This is a genomic window from Ruminococcus sp. J1101004sp1_RTP21198st1_B9_RTP21198_201120 (assembly GCF_040924245.1).
Taxonomy (GTDB): domain Bacteria; phylum Bacillota; class Clostridia; order Lachnospirales; family Lachnospiraceae; genus Blautia_A; species Blautia_A faecis.
Map to the genome: position 1 here is coordinate 1 of NZ_JBCOMI010000052.1, position 15,616 is coordinate 15,616.

Genomic DNA, 15,616 nt, shown 5'->3' on the forward strand with positions numbered 1-15,616 from the left:
GTTTATAGATATATTTATTTGAGTATTTTTTATATTTTTTATTTATTCCATTTTATATCGAAATATTTTTCTGCTATCTGCGGATATCTCTTTTCAAACTCAGCCAGATACCTTGCAGTAGCTTCATTTCCAGGTTCGGAAATCTATGCTTTGATCTTCCAATCAGATCAGCGTCAATAATTGCAATTTTCATCTTATCCAAGTCTCTTCTCAATTTTATTAATACTTTCATACAATCTATCTAATGCACATTCAAAAGCTCCAATGCCGGAAAAGAAACTGCTTAATCTCAAATCATCAAACAAATATGGCATAACTTTATATAATTCAATAAAAATATAATATAAAACATCTACCACAATAGAGTTTCCTGCCTGTTTATATAACTGAGTGTTACTAACCACCTCTTCTGCTGTATTAAACGCATTATCAGAAAATCCCATAAGCCTAAAACATTCTCTTGGTGTTAATTTTCTAATTCTAATATTATTAGTTTCAAAAACATAATTGTCTTTTTGTACAGAAGTCAATGTATTTTTACAACCATTATGGTTAAATTCCAATCTCTGTTCAGTCGGTGCTCCAGGAGTGCAATCTGATGGATTTTCTGGATTTCTTCCTCGACTTGCACAAATAATTTTATCATCGTATTCAATCTTACATACGCCAGTTTCTGTCGCAGTAATTGTAGGTGATATATTTCCACACTCTTGTACTCTACCTCTTCTTGTTTTCGAATCCGGATAAGATAAATCTGCAACACCACCTACTTCGCATTCTATATACCCTTTTTTAGTTGCCTGTGGAATTTCAACAACTGCATTCATACCTTGATTTCCAAAACCTTTATAATCTCTTGCAAGTAATGTGTTTGCAACATCAATTTCTTTTTCAAATTTTTCACCACAGTTAGATACAATTCCTGTCATTATATGCGGTTGTCTACCTCCACCTTGCATTGTTGTTAATGTATGACTTATATTATTTTTGTCCCATACACCACCAGCATATCCTGTTCCTAAATCTGGACGATTTATATTTCCAATAAAATGCTGCTCATTAGAAGTATTAGATTCGTATGTATGAATATTCTTTATAAATTTCTTAACCTTTTCCTCTGAAATATAATACTTTTCATCTACTTTATTTTCGAGAATATCTTTTAAACGTGTACCATTGTCAAATGGCACTGGAAATTTAAACTCCCCATTATCCAGTTCTTTCTTAATAAAAATAAGATATACTCTTTCTCTATTCTGAGGGATTCCATAGTGCTTTGCGTTGAGCACTTTCCAGTATACGTTATAACCATATTCTTCTAATTCATCAGTAAATAACTTAAATGTTGTTTCTTTAAATTGTTTACCAACAATGTTTTTTACATTTTCATAAATACCAAAATTGGGTTTGTTTGATCGAATAACTCTTAGATATTCCACAAGAAGTGATGAGCGAGTTTTTTCAAGATTTGTACTTCCACAATGAGGACATTTATCACGCTCGGACCAATGGACAGTTAGTGGATTATATTCATGACTACAATCCTTACAAGTCCATATAGATCCTTTTTGTTTACCAGCTACACTAAAATCCTGGCAAGGGCTTCCACCACAAATCATATTGAATGGAGATAAATTCTCTTCATCAACTTTAGTTATATCTCCAAGATTTTTTGATGAATCTACATTATGAATAGCACAATATGATTTTTCTGCATACTTATCAAATTCACAAAAATTTACAAGCTCCCATTTTTTATTTTCACATAATTTATTATTATTCAATTCCCATTACCTTATGGGGATTACGTAATCACTTTATTCTAGAATTTACCAATTACCTTTCATTTTAGTTAAATCCCGGCGTCCCAGGATCTAAATTTATTTTTTGATTTTTTGTTGGAAGAGAACCTTCCCACATGATATAAAATAGCTACGAATTTTTTAGATTAACCTAAAATAGAAATAATGTCTTCTAATATAATAGAATTTTAAACTCCTTACCCTAATCTCTTCTCAATTTCTTCTTCAAGTATCTTCGGAATTTCTTCCTTGCTTCTTTCCCAGAAATATCCCTTACCAATCAGACCATCAGCCTCAGCATAACCATAGATTGTCTCCGTGTCTCTTCCAGCAGGATCGTACTGTGTACCAGTATTAATAGAAATCTGCGCCATAGCTCCATTCTTAGTCTCAAACACAGAGTCAAGTTGTGGCGCTGCCTGAAGCATTCCAATTCTGTGATAACGCCCTTCCGGAATAGAGTAAAATTCATCCACATTCTTCTGAAGAACATTCTTGGATTCCTGCGCGGCTGCATCTACAGCGGAACGGACTTCTTTAAGGATTGCAGCTTTCAGAGATTCTAGTGATTTATACGTTGCCATGATGTTTCTCCTCCATAACCAGATAATCCATACCCAGACAAAGGGGAATTATCACTTTTTGGATAGTATTTTTCCATAAAACCAGCTATACCCTTGTCCTGTTCAGCTTTATCTTTTTCGGCTTGTTTTTCTACATATTCTATAAAATCAGCCTGTGTACTCATATAGCAAGACATATATGTATTAGCCATTCCCATAATTGCCATAACCATTGATGGATTAGCCGCAAAATAGCCGAATATTTTTTTCTCATCTTCAGAAAGTTCAGCCCAGTGTCCGGCAAGTCCAATCACGCTATTTGCTAATTTTCTTCTCAGATCCAAATTATCACCTACATATATTCCATATTTAGCAGCAATTTCTATAACCCAGTCCTGCAATTCCACATTCGTGTACATCTTTTCAATAGCTTGCATCTGCACATCAAATACTGTAGTCTCACGATCATCCAATACACGTACCTGGTAGAAATCATGCTCTTCACCTTCTACAAGCTTTTTTCCAAATGCTGCAATCTGACCGCAGATTACTGATTTGTTCTTCATGGTGATTTTCACCCAGTCATTAATTTCAAAATTGTTGTTCATGTTACTTGTTCTCCTTATCTGTTAGTTTCATTTCATCAACCGTTGTATGGTATTCTTCATTCAGGAAGGCATATATTTTTTCCATCTTCTCAGCCGGGAGTTTCTTAATATCTCCACGTAGCCATTTACCGCCTACATTCGGACTCACACCAATGCAGTCAGAAAAATAACGAATAGAAATACCGTTAGTTTCGAGGTACTTTTTTACAATTTCAAATAACTTCATAATTATGTTGCTCCTTTCGTTAATATAATTTTTCGCATAATAAAAGAACGCACCAGATCACCGGCACGCTCTTAATAGCTTTTCAATATTTAGTTTTCTTACAGATTACTTATTTTGGTAATCCCTTCCATAGTAGAGAAATTGTTTAATGTGTTACAATTCCTTATTTTATATGGTGTTGCCACGTGTCAAAAAGTGCCGAATGCAGTAAGCAAGAATCACATTTTCGTTCTCTCCATATATGGGAAGTTATTAGGCCTTCGGTAAACACTTATATTCGTTGGCAAAATCAATGATTTGTCCAAAAGTTCTTGTTTCACCATAATGCCAGTTTTTGATATTCCCCCTATAAGTGGAATTTATTCTAATTTCACAATCCCTTATGTTTACTGGGTTTGTTGGGCATTAAAATTTGCTAATGCATCCGTTTTTTACTTATTTTGGTAATCTCCTCTATACGTGGAAATTGTTGCACCTTTGAAAAACCCTTATTTTTATTGGCTTTATCAAAGGTCGATTTTTGCTTATTCGCCAATTTTGCATTCTTACTCAATACCATTTTTATTCCCTCTATATACCAGACGATATTCAAAATCCGCAACGCCTTGAAAATACTGCATTTTTCGCCTGTTAAAATTTCATAATCTCCAAAATTAATTTCCCCCTATACGCAGAAATTGTTCCAGCGCTGAAAACACAGTAAATATCAGCATTTATCCACTCAAAAAATCGCTTAACCGTTAATCTTTTTACCCAAAAGAGTAATTCCCCCTATACGCAAATGATATTCAATATGTCTAAATCCCATATAATTCTTGATGTTTTCGCCTGTCAAAATAGCTCTTATCCGTAAAACCTGCTGCCAGCGTAATACTTTTTTCGTTCCCCATTACTGGAAGATATTCGGCAGTAGACTTTCCCATATATTATCTGTGATCCAAGACGATTAGAATATCAAGTAGGCTTTCGGTCTAAAGATAAAGCAATAGCCCAGTGGGACATTTTCCTCTGGGCTACATACTGTTAATATATTCACTTTAGTTTCAATCAAGCAAACTCAGTAATATCAATAACATTTCTTACATGGCGTATATCCCATACTAATTGCCTGATTCTCAGACACATTTCTTGGATTTCTCATATTACTGCAACTAGAATACCTATGATATTTACTTCCAGAATTAGGAATCCATACCCCACTTCCTGCTGTTGGTATTTCCGGTCTTGCATTATTAGATGTAGGAGTTTTTCTTACAGTAATTTTACATGTAAATTTCTTTCCAAGAACTGTTGCTGTAACATTGGCAGTTCCTGTCTTTTTAGCAGTAATTATCCCATTTTTTACAGTAACAATATTTTTTCTTGAAGATTTCCATTTTACAGGCTGTTTAGTTCCTGTTACTTTCAAAGTGATACTCTCTCCAACTTTTAATGTAACATTTTTTTTATTCAGCTTTGGTGTTTCAACTGTAACTTTACAAGTATATTTCTTGTTTCCTGCCTTTGCAGTAATTATTGCAGATCCTTTTTTCTTAGCAAGCACTTTGCCTGATTTATTGACAGTAGCTACTGATTTCTTACTTGAAATCCATGTCGTACCACCACTTGTTTCTGAGACCTTTAACTGTATGGTTTGTCCAGTTAATAGTATAATTTTACTTTTGTTGATTTTTCCTGCCGCTGATACTGGAATGGTCATACAAAAAACCATCAGTAATACAGCAATAATTGATAGTAACTTTTTCATTTTTTTCATTCGTACTTCCTCCCAACAATTTTAATATTCATATTGTATCATTATTGTTGAGAATACAGAAGTATTAATTACAATTCATTCAGATATTTTTCTATTTTTTATCCGTAACTATATCATCAATTTTGACGTATTTACTCAAACTACATCTGCTATAATATGGAATCCTATATAGCATTCCTGTTATACTTACGTCCACAAGTATCAAACAAAAAATTTGAAGTTGATACCAAATGATACTGAAATATACCACTGGATTGTTGTAAAATTACTTCATCAAATAAAGAAAGGAGCTTTTCAAAATGGACAGAAAATTAGCAGCTTTATTACTCCGTGAGGTCTTCTTACCTGGAAAATATCCATATCACATCAATATTTCTTCCGACGACTATTCAGATAATGATATTGAAAAATGTATGCTTGATATGGAAAAAGAAGGTTTACTTCACTTCTGGGAGCAAAAAGTTTATCTAGGCGATTCCACGTCTACCTATCATTGCACAGACTTCCATCTACGTGTAACCATCAATTATGAAGCCTGTGAAAAATTCTTAGCGTCCATCAAGTAAAACTATCGGCCCAGGGGGACATTTTCCTCTGGGCTACATACCGTCAAAAATCCCCGATATGCACCTATAAGTTTTCCTCAAAACCATCACCATAAAACTATTCTTTTATCGGAAAATCGACCCCAGAAAAACCCTTATTTTTACTGCATTCTCTAATTTGCCATTTTTGCATTTTTGCCAATTTTGAGGAAAATCCGGTCAAAACACCCCTAAGAGGACAAATTTCATCCTCCCGGAGTGTCACCGGCACAAATCATCCAACTTTGTCCATCAATCCATCAACTTTCTGATCCAGGCTCACCGCCCAACTCTTCACAGCCTTAATTGCTCTAACATATTCTTCCAAATCCTCTTCCGGAATATTCTGCAAATCATCAAGCAACCAGGCATATTTATCTATATCCTTCAGATAGATTTCTGTCTTTCCACTGAACAGCTGCACAGCCTCATGGATCTTCTTCAAACGTTCCTGTTCTGGATCTTGTTTTTTCTGAAGATCTGCAAGCTGACGTTTCAACTGTCCGTTTTCCTTATCCAATTTTCTGATCCTTGCTTCGAGAAATTCATTCTGACGTTCCATGTCTCTGTTAGCTTTCTGCAATGAAATATAATCAGCCGGAGTTTCCACAACAGTCTTTGCAGCTATATCATTCTCCATCTCTTTAATCCTGGAATCACGTTGTTGCAACATCCGTTTCACACAGTCCAACGATTCCACGAAATCAATTTGATTTACTTCTGACAACTCCTGGAATACCGCTTTTGCTGCATCCAACGTTACCATACCTGTATAGACAACTTCTCCCAACTCAAGAATCATTTCAATGAGCATTTCGTAATTTACCAATGTTTCTGCAAGTGAATTATTATCATTTTCTTTCATATAAATTTTCTCCTTATAAATAGTAATCGAAACCAACATCCGCCAGCGTGGAGATATAGGTGGTAGTGCTAAAAAAGTTGGTCTAAGAATTAAAGAACTGGAACGGATTTATGGAATCGAACACGGTGGTGATCATGGAAATCAATACCAAGAGGCAAAGCCGAATAATTCGGTTTTGGCAAAATCCCAATCCGACTTGGCAGCGGAAATGGGATTTACTGTTCAAACTCTCCAAAACTACAAAGCCCTTACAGAAATGATTCCTGAATTAGAGGATCTTGTAGATACCGGAATTGTAACCAACACTACTGCTCTATCTCTTATTCGTCCTATCCTTATAAACCACTTCTCATTAAAAAAATGATTTATTTTCAAAAAAATTCGAACTTTTTTCAATTTTCGTGTGATTTCAACGAGTCTCATTCGTATAATATGTGTAAGCATCAACACAAAATAATGGATGAGGAAAACTAAATATGAGATTCATTGAAATCGCAGATGAAGAAGCACTTAACCTTCCTGCCGATCAGCTTAAAGCTATTGCTACCTATAACTATCTTCTCAGTGTACAACCAGACTATGTACCAGAAGATATAAACATCTCACCAGAAGAGATAGATAAGCAGTACCAAAAACTGATGCAGCAAATAAAAGGTTAGTCAATCATCAGGCAAGGACATGGAATCTATCTGTGTCCTTCTTCATTTCTGCCTCTTCATCCCAAGTATGATCTGGCACATCTACAGCACCATCAACCTCAACAGCACCAAAATTCTTTGCCATATCATCCGGTACAACGTGTCCACCAATCTTACAGTCATCATTCTTCACATTGCTCTTCTCAGTATTCTTTTCAAACATCTTATCAATATCCTCCTTATTCAACTGCTTTGCAGTCTTAACCCATTCGGCAACTTCCAGTAATGTCATATGTCCGTATTCTTTCAGGACTAACTTCCGATCACCACTCTTCACAATAACGCTCCACTTACCGCCTTTTTCACTTTGAAAGCTATACCCTTTATTTGCTAATGCTTTCCTGATCTTTGATCTAACAGCCACATAAGATGTAACCTTTAAAGCAAGAATATGGTGCTTTTGATCTACTGTGAATCTCACAACGTCACCATTGAAAAGTTTCGCTCTGGCTGTCACTGCCTTTCTACCGAAGCAATACTCTTTACCGTCTTCACCTTTAATAAGTCCGTACTGCCCCTTGATGTAATACTCGATTGTTCCTTGTAAGTTTTTGTTTGCCATAATGTTACTCTCCTTTGATCTTAAATTTTTGTGGTTTATTTTTCACTGGGAATTTCCTAGTAAAGATCATTCATCCAGTTACATACAATTCTTCTTATTCAGTTTTTCATTTATTCTGCAAAATCTCACAGCGAAAATTGCACAGTAAAGTCCAACATGATTCTGTCAACAGCTCAAAAATCTTACTCTCTCAGTAAGCACATATCTCCATCTATATAGAGATAATTTCACCCAGATATCAAGCAATGCTAAATTGTCAATCTGGAAAATCATCATCCGTTTTACCCTCGATTTCATGCAAAATAGTCATTGCTATAGAAACAGCTGCTACCGCCTGATCCGTCCTGGAAGATTAATACATGGGTGTCCACTGAATTGACTCCCCATCTAAACAATCAATATGTATAGGTATCTTAGTTTTAGAAGCTCCTTGCAGATCAGATAAATTATTCAGTGCACACACACAAATTTACTTCCCGGCACACAGAATAATAGCTTATATTCCCCTATTCTCTTCTTTACGAAAAGGGCTCAGAAACCCAGTGTTTATGCAGCTTTCCAGACTCAAATGTGCATTTTTTATTCATCATTTTGCACATTTTTATTTTCTACAACTTATTATTTTGAGAGTTAATTTGATTAGAACGAATGAAATGTGAAGCTTTAGCGAACATTTCAAGAGTGATGACAAATGAACGTAGCTTTAGCGTAGTGAATGCGTCAGCCCCTGTCGGAACGACAGATAAGTTAAGTGATTTTTATCTTACTTGCCTGGTGTTCCACCAGATTACTGCCGCGCATCTAAAGATGCTTGTCATCACTTCACCATCTGTTCGCTAACGCTTCACAGCTGGTTCGTTCGAAATTGATTGTTTGTTGATTCATCATGTAATTATAACAATATTAACATTTTTGATGTTTTTGAATATTCTATCTATATATTATTTTTCCATCTTTATTCTTTACAAAAGAGGCTCGGAATCCCAGTAAAATAAAGGGTTTAAAAATCAAAATGTGCAGTTTTTGATGCTCATTTTGCACATTTTTATTTTATGCTGCCTTTTCAGTGACATAACAATTTTGAATCCAATTATTTAATAGCTCTCTCATACGCTCACTTGGAATATAAATATCAATCGGTTTACCATTACGAATCTGACTTCTCCACATCCATTGTAACAATGCTGATAAGGAACACATATCTTCATCAAAGATAAGATCATAATGATTAACAAATTGTCTAATCTCCGGTGACATAAAAAAGTTTACCAGATATGCCAGCGCTTTCTTGTCCTTGAACTCATTCGTTCCTCTGGCATTACATGGGACAAAACCTTTCGAATACCCTTTACCTTTAATATATTTGGTATATGACTTGAACACGGTATACATATTATCTTCTGAATTGGTCTTAGAAACTGTTCTGAAGAAATTCTCTGTATTTGCCTTTAACTGTTCCAGCATAAACAGATTGCTTTTCCTCTTACTTTCGTACCAGTTCTTTGATAGAGGATTAGTCTTTCCAATCTTCATACCAATTTTGTTAAATTTGCCCTCATAAATGTTTATCAGATCAACCACTTTTCTACGCTTCTCATATTCCAGTTCTTTATTATGCTTAATCAACTTTCTGTCATAGTCCAGCATATACTTCTCGTAATGAATGCCGTGAATATCAAAGTATGACTTCTGAATGCTACCTTCCCACAGATATGTAAAGATGTAGCTCTCTTCAAAGCACTTAAAGAAGTCTACTGGAAAATTCCACATGATGATTCTTGCTAGTTCTTCGCTGTCTTCTTTCTTAAATCCCATAAGTGACTTGAAACTGCACAAGCGCTTGATGTCTCCGAATACACCTTTATACTTCTTGTCATCATTCCAGATTAGAAAGCCCTTATCATCCAGAGAGACAAGCTTCTGCTCAAAAATAATCTTCATATCATCCTTGGTTATCTTATAGGTATCAAGTACATCCAGGCATTCATCAATCATCAGAACATAGTCCTTACTCTTCAGCAGTTCCAGCATATCCAGGTCCATCTTCTGAATGAGCGAATGCGTTGTGACAATATTCTTTTCATTCTCTACAAGCCATCTGAAATGTTTCCATTTGGAACCCCATTTCTCCGGATCAACAATATCAATGTCTGTGCCATCCTTGAATCTCTCGCATTCTGACAGGAGCGGTACAATACAAAGGAACTTCCTGTCCGGATTGTCATTAATGTAATTGATCGCCCAGGTGCTTTTGCCAGATCCCATGATATCGTCTACGATTGTAATTGTTCTTTCTTCTGTGTTCATGAATTATTTCCTCCAATGATTTAAAATATTTTGATTTCATTCTTATCTTCCTCCATATGTTACTTCTTATTTAACTGTTGATTTATTCTTAGAATTCCTTCCGGTGATTGGATTATCTGAAACCACCGGAAAGAACGTTCTAAATTGCTTTATATAAGAAAAGCTGAATCTATATGTTCTGTAGAAATATTCTGTTTATCCAGCCTTTCATACTTATCTATATAAAAGCAATCATACTGTTTTAGCGCTTCTCCAATAAGGTTTGAGAAATACTGACTAATTGCTGCTTTGCCGTTTGCCATACAATCACACTTCCTTTCGGTACATCATCATTGTGTGATGTAAGGCCGGAGATTCTTCAAAAAAGAACACCTTCAATTTTTCATCTTTCTCAGAATCTTCCACTTTTAAAATTTTGAAGCCATGGCTACACAGCCAGTTCACCATATTCAGTGAACGTACAATATACATTGTTGTCTTTGGTCCTTTATACATGTTTGTTTTCCTCTCATTCTTAATTATTCTTCCAGCATGGCCGCCGTTTCATTCAACACTAACCGGTTCTGCTGCCAGTTCATCTTTTACTTCTGTTTCCTGCTCTGTGTTATTCTCAAAAATCAGCGTGTAGTTTCTGTTCTTTATCAGCAGCAGAATCTTCTCCACAAATTGAACCGATAACATATCTGCGGTAATATCTCCGTATACTGGCGTTATCCGTCCTACATCTACTACTTCTAAATCTGGATACTGTTTAATCTCAGATTCTTCCAGTGGTACACGAAATGTCCGGTTACTTAGTGTGTATGTCAAATAATAGACTGTCTCTGGAATCATCTGCACCACGAACTCAACGTGTTCCTTTCTGTCTGGATCGTAGAAGCCACTGTTGTTGACGTAGTTTCCAGATTTTAATATATCTTCGTAACCTTCCTCATAGTCATATGTACGCTTTCGCTGCAGAACTTCACCCTTTTGGATATGAGCTGGTTCCAGGATTGATAACAGGACTTTCTTCATCTGGTAGTATTCCAGTTTCTTTTTGTGGTACTTATTGGCGTTGCCGTATGTATTAGGGATGTAATGTGTATACTTGTATTCGTTATCACGACTGTTGAGTGCTCTGTTATTTATGCTGTAAATGCAATCGGATAACATCTTTTCTGTGATCGTATGGTGCTTCAGATTCTTCAGGTATTCTTTTGGTGGTTTCATGCACACTCTCCTTCCTGGCGGTAGATTGTGGTAGGTCTACCGCCGTGTAATACTTCTTATTTGTACAGAAAGTCATTCTAATAAAACTCAGGTTTCTTATTGTATGTACCTGCTGCTTTTACTCCACTGTAATTTTCCAACAGCAACATTGCCTGTCTAAAATTTATATCTACATTTCTTGTCTTCTCAGCACTGATTTCACCGTCAATTTCTTCATCTAAAATTTCCAACTCGTTTACTTCATCCTTTTGGCACGGAATATGAAATGTAAAATCACCAATACGATACAAACGCAGGAAACTGTCTGGTCCATAATCAAATACCTGTCGATTGACTCCAAGATATTCCACCCGGTCTTCTTCCTGAAGTTTTTTCAGCACAGCATCCTTCAGATGATATAAATTGAGCATTCTTGTCTTAGCAGCTCCGCAACACTGAAATTTCCTGTTATAATAACTACGGTTCTTTGTATCTCTGGACACTTTTGCAGATTTATTTATAGTGTATAGGGCACTGGCAATATTCTCGTCTGTTGCTGGTAAAACAGGCTGCTGTTTCTTCTCCAAAAGTCCGGCATGGGAAATATCCAGAATATCCAGGACACTGCATAATTTGTATGGAATACGCTGATTTCCACCTTTAAAGGTTCCAACAATACGCAATGTATCATTGTCTACAAGTTTCTTCACCGCATAAGATGTTGTGTCTAATACGCTCACAGTGTCCACCATTGGTAAGCCAAAACTCTCCATTCGTTCTGCAATAAATTCCAGATTAGCAGTAGTCATATATTCCTTCAGATCGTGTACAAGCTCAGATTTGCTGGATCTGGTTAAAAGCCCGGGATTAACATACTGTTTCAAGAAAGAAAAAAGATCAGCCCTATTAATCATTCTGGCAATATTCTTGTCCCAAAACACCTCATAAATTTTCTCTTCAATACTCTGCATATCTTAGCTCTCCTTCTATTTCTCAATCATTTTATATGTATTTGGTTCAACTTCTACCAGAACAACAATTCCAGAGAAATAATGTCCATATGTGTCCATTGCCATTTCAAATACAATATCTCCAATTTCCTTGTACATTTGAGGATGCGTCTTTTCATTGATATAAGCAATGTCATTCTTTGCTTTATCAATACACGCAAAGAAGAATGTGTCATTTTGTCTCAATAGTAAAATGCTGCCAAAATCTGCAAAATCATTTAAGTTATATGCACAGAAATTTTCAACATCATCAATCTTAAAAAGCATCTTTGTGCCGTCTTCAAGATAAGGTGCTTCAAGGATCTGGAAGCTAACATCCAGTCCCAGATCACTATAACTAAGGTCTCCAAGGTTGCTTTTCTTCACTAATTTATTACTCATATCCGTTTTCTCCTTTTTATCATTGACGGCCAATTTTCTACTGCCTTACTTCTGTTCACTTGTTACTTCTCATTTTGCTTCTAATTTATTCTAAGAAAATTATCTGGTTCGTCCTTTTACCACATACTGATTTCTGTATGCTTCGTCTTTGATAAATTTATTGATAAAGTTATACAAGTGACTCCTGTTTACGCTACCATGATCTTGTGGGAATACTTTATGAACCTGGTCGTTTGTACCCTCAATATTTAACGGCTTACCTTTGTAGTACACCCAGCAACAAATATTTGCAGCTGGATCACCCAGGAATGTATCTAATGAAAATTTGTAATCGCCTTTTTCAATTTCGTCTAAAACGTAATATCCCATACTCATATTCTCCTTATCTTTTGGTGGATCAGGCAGCAGCTTTTTGTATCCACTGCCTGAATCCGGTTATTTACTGATTACTTCGTAACCTCTGGCTGATTTTCCTGCTCGGTTGGTTTTCAGTAATTTTGTGTCGTCAAACCATGGTACAGTACCACCTTTAAATTTTGGTTCTGGTATTCTATTTTCAGACTTGCCGATCAGATGGATTAAACCATTCTTCTGTAACACGGCTAAGTCATTACGCTGCTTTTCCATATACTTCATATCCTCACTATTGATACATGACTTTTCTCTGACATAACATAAGATGTACTTAACCTTTACTGTCCTCTTCTCTTTTTCAGAAGTTCCAACTTTGTCATTCTCTTCTTTGTAGGTTCTTCTTTCTGCTCTGTTATATCTACTTCCGGTAATTCCAGTGAACCAAGCTTTGCTCTGGTGCTTTTCTTATTTCTCATACGTTCCGCATTAGCTTTTACAGCCAATTCGCCAAGCTTCTTTACATGAGATACCGGATAATCCAAGCCACTTGCAGCAATGATTGTCTTCCTGCCATTGAAGCCCTCAAATACATTATCTGGCTTTCCTACTTCTGCAATTACATCCTCAGAGTCAATATCTGACTTATCATTTTTAGAATGAATGATACCGATATTCTCACAGATGTAGTTATCCTCGATTGGTGCAAAGATTCCACTCTTAGTCAGCTTTTCAAGCTTGATCTTGCTATCTGTTCCATCTCCTGTTACGCTCAGGACCATTGCTCCGCTGTCTTTCAACATTTCCAGACGCTCTGATTCATCAAAATTGTTCTGTCTGCCGTAACTCTCATTTGAAAGAAATTCATCCAGCATACTTGCAAAATTCTTATTGATATAATCGTAATTCTCGTTGCTGTCATTATTTAAGAAGAATGTTGCTCCCAAACCTTCTATTTCCTGAAGCTCCTGCACTGTCTCATAAGCGTTCTTATGTTTTGCCAAGGATTCACCAGATGCAGGTAACGCAATCACCGGACACACGGTCTTCACCGGATTACCCTCTTCGTCTTTTTCTTCCAGGAGCATTTCTGCAACAATTGGCGCACAGCCTGATCCAGTAGAACCGCCTCCGGCAAAGAGAATAAACACAATGTCTTCTTTGATTCCTTCAACAAATTTGATGAAATCTTCGTTTCCAGCCAGACAATCCATAGCTCTTTCCCGGTGTCCACCGAATCCGTCAAAACCTTGTAAGATATATTTATTGGGTACATCTCCCAGGGCTTTGTGATCCTGTTCGCTGCCATTTGCCGCCGCACCTTTGTAATGACGCTGTACAAATTCTTTGTAGATTTTTCCGCCTGTGCTTCCCAGTCCTAACATGTAACAATTCTCTCTGATCTTCATTCTGCTTTATCCTCCTTGAATAATTTGCGACCATCATTTGTTAAATAATAGGTGTTTGCATGGTTGTCCATAACACCTTTTTCAAGATAGCCAAGCTTCACCAGCTTAGTTACCATGCGGTATACTGTCATTCGAACTCCAAGAACATTTCCTGTCTCTTCCATGATCTCTTCAATTGTCATACTATGAAATTGATCTGTCATATTGGAACCATGTAGTGTGTCCAGAATGAGGTAATCTGATCTGTTTAATTTATTTGTCATATATACAATCTATCCTTCCTATATCTTCATATTGACTTTTATGTATCTTGGCATTGCGTAAACATTACACCAACATATCACGACTCCAACTCTGTTATGTCTTTTATGTCCGCTACACGAATGCCTTTTTCCAGGATGTAATAAGTGTCGGCTTGCTCTGCCTGACAGCCCTTTGCGGTATATCCCATGTCACAAAGGTTCTTCAGGCGCTTGTAAGCGGTCACTCTGGAAAATGGTAGCTCTGGTATAATCTCCTGTAGTGTCATGCTTTCCTGATAGTTCGTACATTGGTGTTCTTTCAGCACGTTCAGGATTTGAAAATCTGATCTCGATAGTTCCATAAAGTTCCTCCCTATTAAGTTTTTGTCTACCTTTATCTCAGCTGTAACCCACTGTGTAAAAAAATATGGTGATCTGGTTCATTCCTTACTTCCAATTTCTTAGGAATTACATTCTGTAAAATGCACATTGCTGTTTTCCTAAAAAAGGGTGCAAAAAATAAAGCAGTCTCACTGAAAGAAATAAAAATAGTCCTGTGGGCTGTGGTAAAGATGCAGGTATAAAGTTGTCATGGTGCGATATTGATTGCGTTGCTTGATTGTGTTTCTTGATTATGTTTCTTCCTATCTAATATAGGTTTTTATGTATTGGGTAATATGACAGAATATCCGAACAAACGTTTCGGATTGTCACGAAATGAAAAATAGACTATACTTAACTTGTCGAAGGTTATGTATGGATTCTTCATTTATGATGATCTGTGCATATTATATGAAACGGTATTGGCGTATCGTTTCATGTGAAGATCAGTGCATTGGCGTGCATTGATCTTTTTTTGTTTCTATGGTTAGCATCATATCACGTACAAACTGATATGTCAATAGTATTTTGTACATTTTAGTAATTTTTATACTAATACACATTTAATTGACTTTCTTGTACTTCTATTGTAATATTAAATATTGAATGGAGCTTCCTGTATAATAAAAAACGTAGATGTTGAAAATTGAAAATACCTCAGAGTACAATAAGACTACTGA

The 15,616-nt window shown here is 36.1% G+C and carries 20 protein-coding genes; 2 read left to right on the forward strand and 18 right to left on the reverse strand.

The features are described from left to right. Positions 1-194 precede the first annotated feature (194 nt). From dcm to AB5618_RS20480, 5 genes are all read right to left on the reverse strand, one after another. Positions 195-1,784 carry a DNA (cytosine-5-)-methyltransferase gene (dcm, locus tag AB5618_RS20460; RefSeq protein ID WP_148462966.1) on the reverse strand — a complete coding sequence of 530 codons (1,590 nt, stop codon included), beginning with the start codon at positions 1,782-1,784 and terminating at the stop codon, positions 195-197. 215 nt (positions 1,785-1,999) lie between these two features. Further along, complete coding sequence (locus AB5618_RS20465) at positions 2,000-2,386, reverse strand: hypothetical protein (protein ID WP_148462965.1); 387 nt, start codon at positions 2,384-2,386, stop codon at positions 2,000-2,002. After that, complete coding sequence (locus AB5618_RS20470) at positions 2,365-2,973, reverse strand: hypothetical protein (RefSeq protein ID WP_148462964.1); 609 nt, start codon at positions 2,971-2,973, stop codon at positions 2,365-2,367. The genes AB5618_RS20465 and AB5618_RS20470 overlap by 22 nt, the downstream gene beginning before the upstream one ends. Before the next feature lies 1 nt (position 2,974). Then, positions 2,975-3,199, reverse strand: a complete 225-nt coding sequence (locus AB5618_RS20475; protein ID WP_148462963.1) for a helix-turn-helix transcriptional regulator — start codon at positions 3,197-3,199, stop codon at positions 2,975-2,977. Between the two features lie 1,066 nt (positions 3,200-4,265). Beyond that, entirely contained in the window at positions 4,266-4,955 is a 690-nt protein-coding gene (locus tag AB5618_RS20480) for an Ig domain-containing protein (RefSeq protein ID WP_148462962.1), read from the reverse strand. A 299-nt stretch (positions 4,956-5,254) separates the two neighbouring features. Between AB5618_RS20480 and AB5618_RS20485 the strand changes: the two genes are divergently transcribed. Beyond that, positions 5,255-5,521: a hypothetical protein gene (locus tag AB5618_RS20485; protein ID WP_148462961.1), complete on the forward strand. Its 267-nt coding sequence runs from the start codon at positions 5,255-5,257 to the stop codon at positions 5,519-5,521. A 253-nt stretch (positions 5,522-5,774) separates the two neighbouring features. On the opposite strand, the gene AB5618_RS20490 is transcribed toward AB5618_RS20485, so the two are convergent. Next, a complete protein-coding gene (locus AB5618_RS20490; protein WP_148462960.1) occupies positions 5,775-6,404 on the reverse strand; it encodes a hypothetical protein in 630 nt (209 codons plus the stop codon). Between the two features lie 476 nt (positions 6,405-6,880). Between AB5618_RS20490 and AB5618_RS20495 the strand changes: the two genes are divergently transcribed. After that, positions 6,881-7,063, forward strand: a complete 183-nt coding sequence (locus tag AB5618_RS20495; RefSeq protein WP_148462959.1) for a hypothetical protein — start codon at positions 6,881-6,883, stop codon at positions 7,061-7,063. Between the two features lie 7 nt (positions 7,064-7,070). Here the strand turns inward: AB5618_RS20495 and AB5618_RS20500 are convergent, their stop codons facing one another. The 12 genes from AB5618_RS20500 to AB5618_RS20555 all read right to left on the reverse strand — a co-directional run bounded on the left by AB5618_RS20500 (position 7,071) and on the right by AB5618_RS20555 (position 14,917). Next, positions 7,071-7,664, reverse strand: a complete 594-nt coding sequence (locus tag AB5618_RS20500) for a hypothetical protein (RefSeq protein ID WP_148462958.1) — start codon at positions 7,662-7,664, stop codon at positions 7,071-7,073. Between the two features lie 1,050 nt (positions 7,665-8,714). After that, positions 8,715-9,971 carry a DEAD/DEAH box helicase family protein gene (locus tag AB5618_RS20505; RefSeq protein WP_148462957.1) on the reverse strand — a complete coding sequence of 419 codons (1,257 nt, stop codon included), beginning with the start codon at positions 9,969-9,971 and terminating at the stop codon, positions 8,715-8,717. A 149-nt stretch (positions 9,972-10,120) separates the two neighbouring features. Then, positions 10,121-10,273 carry a hypothetical protein gene (locus AB5618_RS20510; RefSeq protein WP_173769084.1) on the reverse strand — a complete coding sequence of 51 codons (153 nt, stop codon included), beginning with the start codon at positions 10,271-10,273 and terminating at the stop codon, positions 10,121-10,123. Between the two features lie 4 nt (positions 10,274-10,277). Beyond that, the gene (locus AB5618_RS20515) at positions 10,278-10,466 is read right to left on the reverse strand and encodes a DUF5659 domain-containing protein (protein ID WP_148462956.1); all 189 of its coding nucleotides are present in this window, start codon (positions 10,464-10,466) and stop codon (positions 10,278-10,280) included. Between the two features lie 48 nt (positions 10,467-10,514). Next, the gene (locus AB5618_RS20520; RefSeq protein WP_148462955.1) at positions 10,515-11,183 is read right to left on the reverse strand and encodes a hypothetical protein; all 669 of its coding nucleotides are present in this window, start codon (positions 11,181-11,183) and stop codon (positions 10,515-10,517) included. Positions 11,184-11,260: 77 nt separating this feature from the next. Then, positions 11,261-12,133, reverse strand: coding sequence for a YkyB family protein (locus AB5618_RS20525; RefSeq protein ID WP_148462954.1), 873 nt, complete (start codon positions 12,131-12,133; stop codon positions 11,261-11,263). Positions 12,134-12,148: 15 nt separating this feature from the next. Further along, positions 12,149-12,553: a hypothetical protein gene (locus tag AB5618_RS20530; RefSeq protein ID WP_148462953.1), complete on the reverse strand. Its 405-nt coding sequence runs from the start codon at positions 12,551-12,553 to the stop codon at positions 12,149-12,151. Positions 12,554-12,652: 99 nt separating this feature from the next. Further along, complete coding sequence (locus AB5618_RS20535; protein WP_148462952.1) at positions 12,653-12,922, reverse strand: hypothetical protein; 270 nt, start codon at positions 12,920-12,922, stop codon at positions 12,653-12,655. A 66-nt stretch (positions 12,923-12,988) separates the two neighbouring features. After that, positions 12,989-13,180, reverse strand: a complete 192-nt coding sequence (locus AB5618_RS20540; RefSeq protein WP_148462951.1) for a hypothetical protein — start codon at positions 13,178-13,180, stop codon at positions 12,989-12,991. A gap of 65 nt (positions 13,181-13,245) precedes the next feature. Beyond that, entirely contained in the window at positions 13,246-14,313 is a 1,068-nt protein-coding gene (locus AB5618_RS20545) for a hypothetical protein (RefSeq protein WP_148462950.1), read from the reverse strand. Continuing rightward, the gene (locus AB5618_RS20550) at positions 14,310-14,576 is read right to left on the reverse strand and encodes a hypothetical protein (protein ID WP_148462949.1); all 267 of its coding nucleotides are present in this window, start codon (positions 14,574-14,576) and stop codon (positions 14,310-14,312) included. The genes AB5618_RS20545 and AB5618_RS20550 overlap by 4 nt, the downstream gene beginning before the upstream one ends. A 77-nt stretch (positions 14,577-14,653) precedes the next feature. Then, positions 14,654-14,917: a hypothetical protein gene (locus AB5618_RS20555; RefSeq protein ID WP_148462948.1), complete on the reverse strand. Its 264-nt coding sequence runs from the start codon at positions 14,915-14,917 to the stop codon at positions 14,654-14,656. Positions 14,918-15,616 lie beyond the last annotated feature (699 nt).